This window comes from Helicobacter sp. 13S00477-4 (assembly GCF_002272785.1).
Taxonomy (GTDB): domain Bacteria; phylum Campylobacterota; class Campylobacteria; order Campylobacterales; family Helicobacteraceae; genus Helicobacter_J.
This window is the reverse complement of sequence record NZ_MLAS01000001.1, coordinates 144,285-160,697: the sequence shown is the minus strand read 5'-3', so window position 1 is coordinate 160,697 and position 16,413 is coordinate 144,285. Positions and strand designations below refer to the sequence as shown.

The 16,413-nt window shown below is 30.4% G+C and carries 12 protein-coding genes; 3 read left to right on the top strand and 9 right to left on the bottom strand.

Annotated features, from left to right (window positions below; all coding sequences use genetic code 11):
- Nucleotides 1-3 precede the first annotated feature (3 nt).
- Complete coding sequence (locus BKH44_RS00795) at nt 4-5,706, bottom strand: autotransporter outer membrane beta-barrel domain-containing protein (RefSeq protein ID WP_095269153.1); 5,703 nt, start codon at nt 5,704-5,706, stop codon at nt 4-6.
- A gap of 168 nt (nt 5,707-5,874) precedes the next feature.
- Here BKH44_RS00795 and BKH44_RS00790 point away from each other — a divergent pair, with 168 nt between their 5' ends.
- Nucleotides 5,875-6,582: an MnmC family methyltransferase gene (locus tag BKH44_RS00790; protein ID WP_095269152.1), complete on the top strand. Its 708-nt coding sequence runs from the start codon at nt 5,875-5,877 to the stop codon at nt 6,580-6,582.
- Nucleotides 6,583-6,591: 9 nt separating this feature from the next.
- On the opposite strand, the gene motB is transcribed toward BKH44_RS00790, so the two are convergent.
- From motB to BKH44_RS00765, 5 genes are all read right to left on the bottom strand, one after another.
- Nucleotides 6,592-7,374: a flagellar motor protein MotB gene (motB, locus tag BKH44_RS00785; protein WP_095269151.1), complete on the bottom strand. Its 783-nt coding sequence runs from the start codon at nt 7,372-7,374 to the stop codon at nt 6,592-6,594.
- Between the two features lie 8 nt (nt 7,375-7,382).
- A complete protein-coding gene (motA, locus tag BKH44_RS00780; protein ID WP_095269149.1) occupies nt 7,383-8,153 on the bottom strand; it encodes a flagellar motor stator protein MotA in 771 nt (256 codons plus the stop codon).
- Between the two features lie 63 nt (nt 8,154-8,216).
- Entirely contained in the window at nt 8,217-8,627 is a 411-nt protein-coding gene (locus tag BKH44_RS00775; RefSeq protein ID WP_095269147.1) for a M67 family metallopeptidase, read from the bottom strand.
- Nucleotides 8,624-9,406, bottom strand: coding sequence for a HesA/MoeB/ThiF family protein (locus BKH44_RS00770; protein WP_095269146.1), 783 nt, complete (start codon nt 9,404-9,406; stop codon nt 8,624-8,626). Before BKH44_RS00770 ends, BKH44_RS00775 begins: the two co-directional genes overlap by 4 nt.
- 12 nt (nt 9,407-9,418) lie before the next feature.
- Nucleotides 9,419-10,039, bottom strand: a complete 621-nt coding sequence (locus BKH44_RS00765; RefSeq protein ID WP_095269144.1) for an MBL fold metallo-hydrolase — start codon at nt 10,037-10,039, stop codon at nt 9,419-9,421.
- 161 nt (nt 10,040-10,200) lie between these two features.
- Here BKH44_RS00765 and BKH44_RS00760 point away from each other — a divergent pair, with 161 nt between their 5' ends.
- Complete coding sequence (locus BKH44_RS00760; RefSeq protein ID WP_257842555.1) at nt 10,201-11,358, top strand: aminotransferase class III-fold pyridoxal phosphate-dependent enzyme; 1,158 nt, start codon at nt 10,201-10,203, stop codon at nt 11,356-11,358.
- Nucleotides 11,355-12,353, top strand: coding sequence for an SAM-dependent methyltransferase (locus BKH44_RS00755; RefSeq protein ID WP_095269142.1), 999 nt, complete (start codon nt 11,355-11,357; stop codon nt 12,351-12,353). Before BKH44_RS00760 ends, BKH44_RS00755 begins: the two co-directional genes overlap by 4 nt.
- Before the next feature lie 9 nt (nt 12,354-12,362).
- Here BKH44_RS00755 and hsrA read toward each other — a convergent pair whose 3' ends face one another.
- From hsrA to BKH44_RS00740, 3 genes are all read right to left on the bottom strand, one after another.
- The gene (gene hsrA, locus BKH44_RS00750) at nt 12,363-13,040 is read right to left on the bottom strand and encodes a homeostatic response regulator transcription factor HsrA (protein ID WP_095269141.1); all 678 of its coding nucleotides are present in this window, start codon (nt 13,038-13,040) and stop codon (nt 12,363-12,365) included.
- A 322-nt stretch (nt 13,041-13,362) separates the two neighbouring features.
- Nucleotides 13,363-15,909 carry a flagellar hook-associated protein FlgL gene (flgL, locus tag BKH44_RS00745; protein ID WP_095269139.1) on the bottom strand — a complete coding sequence of 849 codons (2,547 nt, stop codon included), beginning with the start codon at nt 15,907-15,909 and terminating at the stop codon, nt 13,363-13,365.
- Between the two features lie 94 nt (nt 15,910-16,003).
- Nucleotides 16,004-16,363 (bottom strand): hypothetical protein, encoded by a 360-nt coding sequence (locus BKH44_RS00740; RefSeq protein ID WP_095269138.1) that lies wholly within the window; start codon nt 16,361-16,363, stop codon nt 16,004-16,006.
- Nucleotides 16,364-16,413: the final 50 nt, after the last annotated feature.

Genomic DNA, 16,413 nt, shown 5'->3' with positions numbered 1-16,413 from the left:
ATTTTATTTAGTTGATTTATTTTGAGTTTTTGATTGTTTTGCATTGAATTCTTTTTCTAGTTTTTGAGCTTTTTTTATCCTTTCTTCTTGATTTTTTATCAAGTTTTTCATATCTTTTTTATTCGAATCTTCCAAAGCTTTGTTTTCTTTATCTTGTTTGGTTTTGAAATTTTTATATTCTTTTGCTTGTTTGATTTTAAATTCTTCTAAGGATTTTGCAAGCTTGGTTTTTAAATCTTTATTTTTTTGTGTTGATTGATCTAGAATGGTTTTATTTTGTTCTTCTTCAAAATCTTTTGCTTCTTTTATTTGTTTATCACTAAAATATTTGAGAGTGTTTTTATGGTTTTCTTTGATTGTCTGAATGCTTCTGGCTTGAAAATCTTTGAATACTTGGAGTTCTTGGGTGTTGATAGTTTTTATATTATTGACTGAGGGTCTAGTTTGAAGAGATTTTTCAGCTTCTGTTGCAAATTTTTTTAGGATAAAAGTTTTTTCTAAATCTTGAGTTTTTAAGATATCTTTGTGTTGTTTATCTATGAGTTTATTAAATTTTTTTTCTATATGAGCATATAGAGCTTTCTTTTGTTGGGCTTGTTTTTGTTCTAGTGCTTTATTTACATTTTCTTGTTTGGTTTTGAAATTTTTATATTCTTTTGCTTGTTTGATTTTAAATTCTTCTAAGGATTTTGCAAGCTTGGCTTCTAAATTTTTGTTTTCTTTATTTTTTTTGCTAAGTTTATGTTTTTGTTCTAAATCTTGTTTTTGTTTTTCAATATTTTCTTTTAAAGTTTCTAGTATTTTATTTTGTTTTTCTTTGAAATTTTGGATTTCTTGCATTTGTTTTTCTTTAGAATTTTTAAGTTCTAGGGTTTGGTCTTGGATAAGTTCTTTGAATTTTCTATTTGAATAGTCTTGAAAGATTTTGAGTTTTTCTTCATTGATAGTCTTTGTTTTTGCTACAGAGGGCTCATCTTTTAAAGATTTTGCAATTTCTAAATTGAGCATTTTGAATTGATTTTTTGTTATCTTGTCAGCTTCTTTTCTGTTTATTTGTTTACTTTGTTCTTCTGCTTTTTTTGTAGCTAGTATTTGTGCTTTTTTAGCTTCAAAGATTTGTTTTTGTTTGGCTTTTTCTTGTTTTGTTTGTATTTTTGATATACGTTCATCATAGCGGTTTTGAGATCGTTTGATACTGGCTATCCTTTTATTTTCTGTTAATTTTGCTGCCAAAGGATTGAGTGCATGTCCAAATTCATAACGCATACCAACTGAGACTAAATAGTTTTGATTGAAATATTTACCTAAAAATCCAGTGTCTATATCTGTATAAAATCTCCAGTTTTCTGAAATCATTGAATTCAAACCAATATTGATCATCATTTGTTGATTGGGATAAAGTAAAGTTTGGCTTTCAGAATAATTAGTTTGGTATTTGACAACGCCACCATTCACAACATCGGCTAAATAGAATGCACCCACCCTAAGGCTAGTTTGGTTTTTTGCACTTAAAAGTTGATAACCTATACTTCCTCCTAATTTTGCCCTAAAGCTGAAAATATATGTCAAGTCTGCCCTTAACCTAGGAGTATATTCTGGTTTGTAATCTAATAAAGCTCCCTGATTGACTTGATTTATAATCCCACCATTCATCAGACCTAAAATGATTTCACCAGAAGGTTCAATATAAAATCTTTTTTTCTTGTCTATAAAATATCTATAACCTAATTCTTGACCTAAGCTTCCTCCATTAGAGTTTAAAGGCACATTGTAAAAAAGGTTGTTTTTTAAGGAAATATTGTTGTGGATATAAGTGTATTTGATAATTGTATCAGTGTAAAATCCAAAATCATTTACATATGAATAATACAAAGCTAATTCAGCTAGATTTGCACTTCCATTATAGCTATTTCCTTTGATTGAGTTATAGCCATAAGTGAAAGCACCACCTAAGAATTGTTCCCCTGAATCTGTTTTCCAACCATAATCATAACCAAATTGTATGTTGGTAGAATAAATTTTAGCTTCTTCGCCTCTATTAGAAGTATTTAATCCACTGAACACTCTAGACCATACACCTTGTGCATATGAATTGTCTCTGAGTTCGCCAAGTCTTTTGTTGAGATTATTAATATTAGCTAAGTAAATTGAGTAGTTTGAAGTAATGGCATTATTGGTATTATCAAGACTTTTTGGATTTATAGCAGTGGAAGCTGATTTGATAAAATAACCTTCTGCATTTTCTTTGTCCTTAGATGGGTTAATATCAATAGTGCCATCATCATTGATTTGAATCTTTTTGGTGTAAAGTATAGTATTGACTTCGTCATAACCTTGTTGAACCCTTGAGGCAGAAGTATCAAACTTCATAGAAGTATTTCTATCTCCTGGTCCAGGTAATTTTACAGCAGCCACTAAAATGTTATTTTTACTCAAATCCCCTGTAGTTAAACTTGTATAATCTTGATAGACTTGAATATAATCACTTAAATTTTGTCCTATACTCATCCCTTGAATGATAATTCGGTCTGAATTTTTAGATTCTATTAGGTAATTGTTTGCAGGGTCAGTTTTGTTAGGATTGATAGCAACTCTAAAGACAGCATCATTAAAGTTATCAATTTTTTTTATGATCATTGTAGAGAATTTTTCTTTTGTGAAGGTATTATTTACTAGTTGTCCTTTAGTAGCTAAGTCGATAATTACATTGTTTTTTTGAGCAAGGGTAGAACTGAACATTGTGTTTGTATCTACATCAAAAAAGCCATTTTGTGATGTGAGTTTGGAAATAATAGAATGAGAGCCATCATAAAGGATTAATTTGGAACCTTGAGATAACACAAAATCAGTATTTTGTGTATTTGCATACATATTGCCAATGAAAGCTGAATTAGGCGTGAAAGTTATTTGATATTTTTGTGTTTTTGAATCAATCGTATCGCTAGGAAGATTATATTCAGCTCCTACAATAACACCATCAATTTTCATTTTATACAATTCTTTTTTTGTTTTATCTATAAATATAGAAACGAAATTACTATGATAAATATCTCTAAAGGGTTTTAGTACTTCATTGGCATTTGTTGCATTTAATGTGAAAGCAATGCCATCTTTGTAGGTATAGCCATTGATTTTAAAGTTTCCTTTCGTGGAGTCTATTAAAGAAGGTTGTAAAATAGCTTCACCACTTTTTAGACAATCTTGAGAGATTGAATCCACATTGCATTTTCCTGAGGGATTGGAAGTGTTGGCAAAGAAATTTTTTGCATCATTTGCATTTCCTCCATCTGCAAATATGATATTGCTTGTACCACCAACATAATCAATTTGGGCAGAACCACTAACTGGACCATAAATAGAGATATTTGAAATACCTCCATTATAATTCCCAATATGAAAAACTGGATAAATTCCTTTGTCAGTGAGCATTTTAGAAATAGTTTTGTCGACGCTCAAAGTGATGTTGCTTATCCCATTGTAAGTGTTGATTTCAGAAATTTTCCCATATTGATTAGTGTATAAGGACATATTCAGATCAATAAAATTTTTTCCGTTATAAGTATTCATAGAACCTGCAAAGATAGAGCCTGAGCTGAAAGAAGCAATATTAATCCCTCCAGTAGTGATCATATTTCCATAAAATTGAGAATTAGATAAAGAGGTATAATTGATACCATTTTGTGTTGTAATATTTCCAATGAGCGAAGAATCTATAAAATTATTTTTTGTCAACATATGTTTTCCATTAGAATTGATATTACCTATCATGAGGGTTTTATTAAAATTAATATTGCTGGTTATTTCAGTAGATGAATTGCTTAAATTTCGGATAAGGATATTACCAAAGATCGTTCCATTTGAGGAATTTATAGTATTTTTAGTATTGTTGGCACTAGAAGCTTGTAGGGTGATATTTCCTTTGATTAAATCAGGTTGGGTATTTTGGATAGAGGCGATAAACTCTGGAGTCATTTGATTGCTCAAAATTTTTTTTGAAATCAGGTTTTCTTGAGTATCAGGAGTGATGAGATTATCTATTGTTGTTGATAGGACAGTATTTTGAAAATTAAGTTGATTGTTTTTCCCTCCATTGATAATCAAATCTCCTCCAATTTTTGCAGAATCGGTGAAATTTAAGTTATTGACTTGTCCGCCAATGATGACAATATTATTATTTTTCAAAGAAGTATGGTTGAAATTAAAATTATTTGATCTTCCACCAATGATTGTGATATCACTTTGAATGCTATTAGAATCAGTTAAGTTTATTGTATTATCAGGGTCAATATAGCAAAGAATATCAGAAGCATTACAAATAGCATCTACTGGAGCATTATTTTTCCTGAAAATTTGTCTGGAAATATTAATGTTCATATTGTTTAATACAGAATGATCACTGATATTAAAAGTATTGGTTCCTCCATCTAGAGATATGACCCCTGATTTCAGAGTAGACTGGTCTAAAAGGGTATTTTTTATATTAAAAGTATTGGTTCCTCCAGAAATGTTTAGTCTTTCTATTGAGGGAGTTCCAAAAGTATCTAGTTCAAAGATTCCATTATTGACATCAATATTTTTTACTGCAGTTTTGGTAGATAACACGATTCTATTATTCCCGCCATTTAATTGTATGTTATTCATTTTGGAATTTTTATCTAAATTTATTGTAGTTTTTCCACCTGCGGCTTTAAAATCTCCTAGTATTGATTTGTTTGTCGCATTTAGTATGCTTTCTCCATTTTGTATTGTTATATTTCCTAAAATAGAGTCATCTAAATTTATTGTAGTTTTTCCACCTGCGGCTTTAAAATCTCCTAATATTGATTTGTTTGTGGCATTTAGAATGCTTTCTCCATTGTTTATATTTATATTTTTCATTGAAGAATGATCAGAGATATTGATAGTATTTTTTCCTCCTGAGGCTATAAAGTTTCCAATAATTGAAGACTCTTTATCTATAGCGATGGTATTGTTACCATTATGAAAATTTATATCTCCTAGAGCTTTGGATTTATTGCTAAAAATACCATTAGTTGTCACACCCCAAAGATCTATTATCACTTTTCCATTATTTTCTATAGTGCTATTATCAAAAGAAAAATTGGCAATGGCATTTCTTTTAGAGGTTATATTATAAGAAAAAATAGTCCCTTTCATTTTGGCATTATTTTTAAATTTTATAGTGTTATTGCCAATTCCAAATAAAAACATTCCTACAAAAGAATTGTTTTGTAAAAAAGGCTTTAAGGAAGCATCGGCGATATTTTCTTTATATGAGCCATTGAACTCAAGTTCACTGTTGCTTGATTTATCAAAATTGATATTAGCAACAAGGACAGAATCAAAAAATTTTTCTTTGAGGTTTGCACCATAGATATTGAAGGTGTTATATTTGATTGCATTATTAGAAACATAAGATCGTGATTTGATATATACTATTGCGTTGTGTGCTTCAATATTATTAGGAGGAGCATATGTAAAAGATAGGGTAAATTCATTAGGTTTGTCTAGTCCACCTGGATTAGCAGTGACTGCTGGATTATCCGTAATTTTAAGAGAAGTATTCGTGGATGAATCTGTTGGAGGAGTAAATATCTTATCTGCTGCTAAACTTACTTGAGAAAATAGTAATAGCCCCCCCCCCCATTGGATTATTTTAGAAATATCCAAAAGAGATTTAGAAACTACTTTTAATGCAATGTTCATTTTTGATTTCCTGTATTCAATGTTAAATGATTATAGAATATTTTTTTTAAAAAGTAAATATAGAATCAAGTTAGATCTAAAGATGTTATCTGATATCTATGATGAAGGGATAAAATTATTATAAAAATATGTATTATTTGATTTTATAAAAAAATTAGGATTTATTAAATGCAGATTTTGAAAAGTTCTGATGGAAGCAGTACAATTTTTAATGAAGAATTCCAACAATGTTATCATAGTTTAAAAGATGGTGCTTATACAGAGACCTTATATAAACATATCTTACCACCTATTTATTTTGGAAATTTGTTTGGCAAGAAGACTTTAAAGATATTAGATATTTGTTTTGGTTTAGGGTATAACTCTTTTTTGACTGCTTTATATTACTCAAATATGAATTATCAGGGCAATATTGAAATTTTTTCTCCTGAAAAAGATGATGATATTTTTAATAAAATCCTTTGTTTAGAGTATCCTAATGAGTTATTAAAAATAAATATACCAAGGATTGTTGATGATTTAAAATCAAAAGGAGAATCAATTATTTTTTCAAATATCAAATTGAAGGTATATTTTGGAGATGCTTTAAAATATCTAGAGCAATTTGAAGAAAAAAGTATTGATATTGTTTATCAAGATCCTTTTAGCTTGAAGGTTAATATGGATTTATGGAGTGAAGCTTATTTTACTAAAATGTTAAAAATCACACATAAAGATTCGATTGTCACAACTTATTCTGTCAATCAAGAAATTTATAAAAAACTTAGAGATTTAGGTTTTTTTATTTATCAATACCATAATGGATTTGTAAGAAAAAGTAGTTTATTTTCAAGGAATAAGCTTTTAGAAAATGAACATCTTGTACAAATTATTTGATTGAATATTTTATTTATTTTTTTGTTTTTTATCTAAAATTGATTCTACTTCTTTGACATTGTCTGGATTGGTAGATAAAAAGATTTCTACGCGATTATTTTTTAATCTATTTTCAATTGAGTTGTTTGGCTCTAAAGGCTTATATTTACCATAAGATGAAAAGGATAATTGTCCAGGAGAAACACCATCTTGAATCAGAGCTTTCATCACTGTTGATGCTCTATTTGCTGCTAAATCATAATGATCTTTAAAGGTGGAAGTTTTTGGTAAAGGAGAATCATCTGTATAACCCCTAACATCTATAGAAACCTGAGGAGGAAGTTTTTTGATGATTTGTGCAATGCGTTTGATATACATCATCATATCGCTATTAGAAATATCAGCACTGCCATTTTGAAACATCAGATTAGCTGGCAGTTTAAGGACTACTCCTTGTTCAATTTGTTCAAGTATACCGCCTTCTTCAAGCATATTATCAAGTTGATTGACATTTTCTATAGCGATAGAGGAGCCAACCTGCTGGGATTGAAACGATTTATCACCATCTGTTTCTTCTACTTCTTCTCCAGGATTGGGAGGAATCTTGATTACAGGTTGCATTGTTTCAGGTTTGGCAGTAGAGTCAAAAATTTTGATGAATTCAATTTTGAGTGCTTCAAGCTTGGATTTATTTGTAGCAGAAATTGCATAAAGAGCAATAAATAATGCCAAAAGCAAAGAAAGAAAGTCTGCATAAGGGACAGCCCATTTTTCACCTGCAGGACATTCAGCTTGTTTATGTTTTTTTGCCATTTTTTGTCCTATTCGAATTGAGAAACTTTAGGTTCATCAGGACCTAAGAAACTCAATAATTTAGCTTCTAAGCTTCTAGGGTTATCGCCATTTGCAATCCCTATGATGCCTTCTAATATAACTGTCTTTTCTTTTATGATATCTTTTGATTTTGCTTTTAGTTTATTTCCCCAGGGTCCAAATATCGCATAACTGCACATAATACCTGTAACTGTTGCTGTAAATGCTCCTGCAATACCTGCTGCCATTTCTGCAGGATTGTCAAGCTTTTGTAATGCCAACATCAACCCCATAACAGCACCTACTAGACCAAAGGTAGGTGCTGATTCTCCCGCTATGATCCAATAATGAGCAGCTCCATGATAGTATTCTTCTAATTCTTGAATTTGGACTTCCATATCTTCACGAACAGATTTTGCATCTTTGCCATCAATAATCATTGAAAGGGCTTCGCGGGTAAAATCATCCTCAACTTGTGCTGCCTTTGCCTCAAGTGAAAGCACACCATCTCTTCTAGCCATAGTAGCAAATTCTACGAGTTGTCTGATAGTAGTGTTTAGATTGACTTTAGAGTTTAAAAATACGACTTTTAGTTCTTTGTAACCAGCTTTTACAAATCGTGCATGTGTGCCTGTCATAGCTGAAAACAAAGTTGTCGGGACAATGATAATAACAGAACTTATATGTATGATATGGAGTGGATTGCCACCTTCTAAAATATCACCTAAAGAAATGGCAACAAGAGCAAGAATCATACCCAGCAGAGTCGAAAGATCCATAATTTTTCCAGTATCTAAATTTTGTTTTGCACATTCAATTATACTAAAAATCGGCCAAAAATTTTAAAATTTTATTTTTTCCTTATATATTTTTTTTGTGTCAATCCTATAAGAAAGTATGATTGGCTCTGATTTTAGAGAGATAATGCAATAACTTTGTCTATTATCATAGATGTATTTTAGATCTTCAGAGGAAGGATAAGCTTCGCTAAATGGATGAGAGTGAAAAATACCTACAATGTCTAGATTTTGTTTTTTGGCTTTTTGAAAAGCCTTGAGTTGGTCTTTTGGGTCAAGGATAAAAAAGTGTTGTGGATTTTGATGAATGTTTTTAATTTCAAAAATTTCATTGATATGATTATCTAAAGTTAAAGGGTTTTGTTTGCCAATCAAATATCCACAACATTCGTTTGGATAATGATATTTTGCATTATGAATAAGTTTCTCATAAAGTTTTTTGTTTAGGTGTATCATTGTGGATAATCAATGAGTTCTTTGATACCATCTTTACCACATACGCGGCACTGTGGATTTTTTGATATGGTTATTTTCCTAAAATCCATTGTTTTTGCATCAACACTTAAGAGTTTATTGGTCAATAATATACCTAGATTTAATAGGTATTTGATAGCTTCAGTGGCTTGTATGCTACCAATTAGACCTGGTAAAACTCCAAATAAACCAGCTCTAAAGATTGGATTGAGTTCTATTGGGGGAGGAGTATCAAATGCACAGGCAAAACAGGCACTTTTGTGGGGTATAATAGTCATTGTTTGACCTCTATATTTTAATATGCCAGCATGAGAATAAGGTTTATTGGCTAATATGCAAGCATCATTGATTAGAAATTTTGCTGAAAAATTATCTGTAGCATCAATGATAAAATCGTATTCATTTAGTAATTTTAGTGCATTTAAGGAGGTAAATTTTTCAAAATAGGTTTCTACTTTTATTTCAGGATTTAGAGCATTGATGGTAGTTTTTGCAGATTGAACTTTTGGAGAACCAATTGTTTTTGTTGTATGAATGATTTGTCTTTGTAGGTTACTGATTTCTACAATGTCAAAATCCAGTATCCCAATCCTGCCTATTCCTGCAGCTGCTAGATACATAGCATTTGGAGATCCTAAACCTCCTGCACCAATAATAAGTACACTTGAATTCAATAGTTTTAATTGGCCTTTTTCATCAACATCTTCAAGCATAATATGACGTAAATAACGTTCTTTTTGATTTTGATTGAGTGTTATCATTTGAATCCTTGTTTAAGTATAAAATCTATGAATCCAAAAGGAGACATTTTTTTGTTCTGTAAATAATGAGGTTTCTTCTCCATGTCCAGGATAAATGACTTTGTCAGTTTTTGAATCAATTTGTTGGAATCTTAATAAAGATTCTTTCATATCTTTGGCATTGGAATAAGGAAAATCATACCTTCCAATAGAGCGATGAAAAATAAAATCACCACTAAAAATCATATTGTCATTGATTTGAATGATAGAACATCCAGGTGTATGTCCAGGAAAATGAAAATATTCAATTTGTATCCCTAAAATCTCAAATGATGTATTTGATTTTTTTCCTTTTATTAAATGATTAGCAACGCAGGGAGTCAACCCTGTATCAAAACAATCAGACTCTAGCATAAAAGCATCTTCTTTAGGGGCATAAATTGAGATATCAGGCAAGGATGATTTTAAATCTGCTAGGCTCCAGATATGATCATAGTGACCATGAGTGATAAGGATTGCAAGTGGATTTTTTGTGTTTTGTAAAATCCATTGAGTTGCTCCAATACCAGGATCTATTATCAATTCACCCGCATTTGTTTTGAGTATATAACAATTAGTTTGTGGGGGACCAAAGGCTTTTGAGATAAGTTCCATATAATTCCCTTAGTTTATTTTAAAATCTTAAGAAAATTGAATTGATTAAAAAATTATTTTTAGATTTGATTTTATCAAATCTTTTTGTAAGATTTTGTAAATATTTGCATAAAAAGTAGTAGAATTTACGAAGATATGATTGAAGTTTATAAGGGGTTATTATGTTTGATAAAGACTATAAAATTGAGGATTTGATGGCTTTTGATGAAAAATATGTTTTGCATACTTATGCTCGAAGGAAGATTCGTTTTTCTTTTGGTGATGGTGCTAAGCTTTATACGCCTTGCTCAAAACAATTTATAGATTTTGGGAGTGGTATTGGGGTTTGTAGTGTCGGGCATGGGAATAAAAAGCTTTTTGAAGCTATTGCTGAACAAACTAGAGATTTGATCCATTTGTCCAATATCTATCTGATAGAATACCAAGCTCTTTTAGCAAAAAAAATCATTGAGCTGTGTGGTTATGATATGAGGATATTTTTTAGTAATTCCAAAAGAGAAGCAAATGAATGTGCTATTAAAATTGCTAGAAAATTTGGAAAAAAAAATACTCAAACCACTAAAGATAAAATAATTATCCTAGAATCAAGTTTTTATGAATTTATGGATGATTTGTTTTTAGAAAAGATTTTAAAGGCTAAAAATATTAATCAAATTTATGATTTGATTGATGAAGAAACTTGTGCTGTGTTTATACATTTAACATATGGCGAAGATGGATTAGGATTGCAAAAACAGGAAGTCCAAAAACTGACAAAAATTTTAAAAGAGAAAAATATCCTTTTGATGGTTGATGAAACTCATAGTGGTGTTTATAGATGTGGAGAATTTTTTGCATCCAAAATTTATGGTATTGTCCCTGATGTTGTTACTATTTCTAATGGATTAGGTGGAGGTGTGCCAATAGCTGCTACTTTGAGTAATATTAAAGATATTTTTGAACCGGGTGATTATGGTAGCATTTTTGGTGGTAATTTTCTTTCTACAAGAGCAGCATTGAGCGTGTTGCAGATACTAGAAGAAGAATACGGTTTGGGAAAAATTTCTGAGATAAGCGAATTTTTTAATCAATACTTAGAAGAGGTTTTGAAGAAATTTCCTTGTTTGTTTGAAAAAAAAATTGGCTTAGGTCTGATGTGTGCTTTATATGTCAAGAATGAACAAATTCAAAATAGGATTCTTGAGAGTGCATTTGAAGAGCAACTTTTGATATTGAAAGCAGGTAAAAATCTCATTAGTTTTTTGCCTGCCTTGAATATTAGTAAAGAAGAGATAACTGAAGGTTTTATGAGATTTCAAAAGGCTTGCGAAAAAATATGATTCGCTTCAGTTCTTATATGAATGAATGGCTTTATGGGGAGGGTGGTTATTATCAAGATGCAATGATAGGTAAGGCAGGGGATTTTTATACTGCAGTTTCTGTGAGTAAATTTTTTGGTGGGAGTATTGCTAATTATTTGCTCAATTTATTGGAAAATGGAGTATTGACATTACCATTGAAGATTATTGAGGTTGGTACCCATAAAGGCTATTTATTGAATGATGTTGCTCAATTTTTACAAACACTTTCAGAAGGAGTTGTTCAAAATTGTGAATTCATTAGTATTGAACCACTTCCTTTGATGGCTAGATTTCAAAAGGAATATTTTATAAAACATTCTAATTTAGAATTGAAAATCTATCAAACTTTTGATGAGTTGGAAACTGATAGTAATGATTGTGTATTTTGTTTTAGTAATGAACTTTTTGATGCTTTTGCTTGTGAACTCATTGATGACAATAAAATGGCTTATATTAAAAATCATCAAATTATATGGGGCGATGTGCTTCCTGAAGTTGATTTTTTCAGGAAAAAGTATGAAATTTTTCAAGGAGAGATCCCTATTCTTATTGAGGATTTTATTTCTTGTTTGATACAAAAACTAAATCATTTTAAAGATTGGATTTTTTTGACTTTTGATTATGGGGATTGGGAAAGTCGTAATGATATAAATTTGAGGGTTTATAAAAATCATCAAGTGAAGAATTTTTTAGATATTAAGGAGTATTTGCGTGATTATTATCAAAAATCTGATATTACTTATGATGTAAATTTTTCTTTTTTAACAAAATGTTTTGAATCTTTTGGAGCAAAAAAAGTATTATATGGGAATCAAGGGAAAGTATTGATAGAACTAGGATTGATGGATTTACTTGAAAAATTTTCTCAAAATACTAGTTATGAGGGCTATTTAAGAGAGATTTCAAAAATAAAACCCCTCATTAGTCCTGGAGGATTTGGAGAAAGGTTTCAAGGAATAGTATTTAAAAAATAAAATTTGATTTTATTCTTCGGCTTGTTTTGGATAACAAAAACGATATCCTCTACGGCGAACAGTTTCAACTGTTGATATATTGAGCGGTTTATCCATTTTTTGTCTGATTTGGTTGATTGCTACTTCAATCACATTTGGTGTGACAAGTTCTGGTTCTTCCCAGATAGCATCTAAAAGTTGTTCTTTTGATACAATCTGATCGCGATGTCTAGCTAGATGGGTAAGGACTTCAAAAGGCTTTCCTTTTACTTCAATTTCTTTGCCTTTATAGGTAATTTTCTCTTCATCTGGATTAATGATTAAATCTTCTATTTCTATAATGCTTGAACCCCAGAATCTAAGTCTGGCTTCAATCCTAGCGATCAATACATTTAAATCAAAAGGTTTTAGAATAAAATCATCAGCTCCTGCCTTAAAAGCTTCAATTTCTTGTTCAGATTTTGCTTTATTCGAGCTAATAATAACAGGTACGCGTGGGTGTTTTGATTTTATTTGAGTAATTATACTGATGCCATCGCCATCAGGAAGTTTTGAATTGATTAAAACAAGATCGTAGTTTCGTATGCTTATGAAATATTCACCGTCTTTGAGGTTTTCTGCAATATCAGTTTGATAGCTATGTTGGTTTAAAAAATCACTGATAGTTTTGGCTATGGGGGATTCATCTTCTATTATTAAAATACGCATTCCAGTAATCCTTAAGCTTAAATAATATATGTAAGTTTTGATTATAGCATAGTTTTAGATTAATTTAAACGAATAATTGGTAATTTTTATATTTTTAAGTTCTATTATCCAAATATATACTTTTTGTTTATAAAATAGTATTAACCAAATACGATATATTTCGGTTTGGCCAGATGCACAAGGGTAGAGTAACCTCCCCCTCCTTTCTCTATCCTATTGAGTGCATCGATCTCCTTTTTGTTTTGTTAAGTTATTAAATTTACTTTTTATTATATATGGCTATCCCTTCTAAAACCAGAGGGATAGCTTTAATATTGTTAATTTATAAATAATTTACCAATGACATTTGATTGATTTTGCTTGTTGAGGCTAAAACAGCATTATAGTTAGTCGTAAGGTTGGAAAATTTATTATAGGTTTCTGCTAAATCTGTGCCTATAACTTCTCCTTTAATAGAATCAACTTGAACCTTTAAGATTTCATTTCTCCTGATAATATTTTCAAATGTTTTACTATGTGAACCATTCATTGCTATCATTTTTTCAATATGATCACTCAAATGATCAAAGGCTGTTATTCCATTTTGGATTCCAATTTTTCTCATATCATCAGTGTATTTATTTCCAAGTGAATCTGGCCTATATATACCTTTTTTTACTGAATCAATAATTTCATCTATTTGCTCAAAAAAATTAATACTGGGCTGATCAATAGTGAGTGCATTATTGGCATTTAATGTTATTCCTGAAATGTCATTTTTTATTGCTTGTGTAGAAAAGTCATCAGTTGAATTATTATAAAGCATGAATTTCATTTTGCTCATAGAGCGGATATTGTCTTGAATCTCAATTTTTCCATTATTGGTAAGATTGACAGATAGGTTTGTTTTGGCTTGCTTGAGTAAATCTTCATAAGCTTCTTTGTTCGCTTGACTTGGATTATTGTCTCTATTTTCTGCTTTAAGGTAATATTCCCCTCCTTGATTGCTGTAATTTAGAGTTATGCTTATGGCATCCATTAGTTGTCTGTAAGTTACTTCATCAGCCTTCGTGATGGTGATAGCTGGTGGTTCATCATGAGGATTGTAAAGAGGGATAATATATTCAGATTTATTGGGTGTTTTGCTTGGTAGTTTAAGGTATGATCCTTTGGCATCAAATATTATTTGAGCTTCAAGAGGTACGCCATTATGATCTTGAATTTTGAGTGTATAAGATTGTCCTTCAATGCTTCCTCCAGCTGCTTGAATGAGTTTTGTCTCTGGTGTGGCAAAGCCACTTCCATCTGATAAAATTTGAGAAACATTACCAATGAGTTTTGAACCTTTGTTGGTAAAATATGTTTTTTCATATTCGTTTTCATAGTCTGTAGGGATTCCTTGAATTTCTAAGCCATTTTTATCTAAAGTTTTTAGAGAAATACTGAATCCATGTTCTCCGTCAAAAGGAGGGGATTTGCTATCATGTTTTTTATTTTTGACATTATAATCAACGATATTAAGGCGACCATTGGCAAGTTCTACTTGTAGGTTGCCACCAAAATGAGATTTTATTTGATCTATCAAGTCTTGCATTGTGGAATTTTTTATGTTTATGTAAAGTGGATCTATGGGATTGGTATTTATGGTCCCATCTTCATTATTAGGTGAAGTTCCTTGTATTTCTAATATATCAGCTTCTGGATCAAAAATGTCTTCAAGTTTTGTATTTTTTGATGCAGTTGTATTGTCTTGTGTAATAAAAGCAGTAGGGATTTTGACATACCTGAAATCATAATTATCATTTACGCCCTCTATTTTACTAAGTGCTTTGTCTGTTAGAAAAGGGCTTTTATTAAATGAGGTAATCCTAGCACCATTAGTTTTAAGATCTTTAATATCATTTACATCCATGTCACTAGAAATCATATGGAAATCAATAGTTGAATTTCCAGGTTTTAGATCTCTGATTTCTAGTTGTCCCCAAGCGTTTAAGTTTACATCAACAACTTTATTGTGAGGCGTGTTGCCATATTCATTGCCAATCTGTGTTAACAAATCATTTACAGTAGCTGCACTTCCTCGATTAGTATAAGCTTTATTAAAACTAAATTTTGCTTTAAAATGTGAACCATCTGGTTTGACTCCACGAAGGTAAAAATATTCTTTAGGATCATTGGAAGGATCGTTGTCATTATCGCCTATAAGGTCTCTGAGAGTATCTTCGGGCTTGATATATACTTCTTGGGGGGGTTGTGTATTGTTGGATGAATCCATGATATCTGGATGTAGCTTGTTTTGGTTGAGCATTTTAATATTAGAAGTGATTATTTTTTCTTTATCTGAATCCCTGCTAAAAAAAAGTTCTTGACCTGTTATATTATAAGGAACAAGATTTTTTGAACTAATAAGAGCAGTAAGTTTTTCGTCATTTCCAAGATAGTTTCCTTGTGAGTCAAAGGGCATCCTATCGACTTTGCTACCCCCGAATAAAAATTCTCCACCTATTGAGGTATTTGCAATATTAATAATATGTTCTTTGAGTTTTTCTAAATCTTGAGCTATGGCTTCTCTTGAGTTTGAAGAATGAATATCATTAGCTGCTTGGATAAGTTTTGTTTTGAACTGAACCATTGTTTCGGATAATTCGCTTAGGGATTTGTCTGTATTGAGTGTTGAATTATGAGCATTTTTAGCTATATCAATCCCTTGATCAAGAGTATTTTTTTCAAATTCTAGTTTTAGATTTTGATTATTGATACTACTATCTTGATAACCATACTGTATTTTGAGTCCTGATGCTATTTTTGTATTCATTTGATTGAGTTTATTTTGAAGAACATTTTGATAATAATTCATTTGATTATATTTTGTCCCAAAAGTAATCCGCATTCAGATGCCTTAATGATGTTTTTAGTGAAATTATTTTTCAATCAAGCAAAAATAATTCCTTATTTTGAAATATATCGGAATATTATAAAAATATTCAATTATTTGTATTCAATTGAATTATTTCCTCTTTTGTTGAGAAAGGAATTTTTTTCTTGTCCCATTGTTTGGTTTTGTTGATGAGTGGTTTTTTGATTTGAATTTGAGGTTTAATATTTTCTTTTATGGGTGGTTTTTTTAGTTTTGATAGACTTGGTAAAGGTAGTCGGATGATTTTACCTGTTTGTGTGATCTGCATGATGCCAATAGCTTTTTTTGTGCGATAATCAATGAGGAGAATTTGGTTAGATTTTAGAGGGATATTTTCAATGGAAAAATCTTGCTCTATGATTGTGTCAGATAAAAGTATTTTAAATAGACTCAATAACATCAATAGTGCTAAAAAGATTTTTTTCATACTATGTCCTTATAAAAAATTTATTATGTTATTAATTAGATTTTAATTAT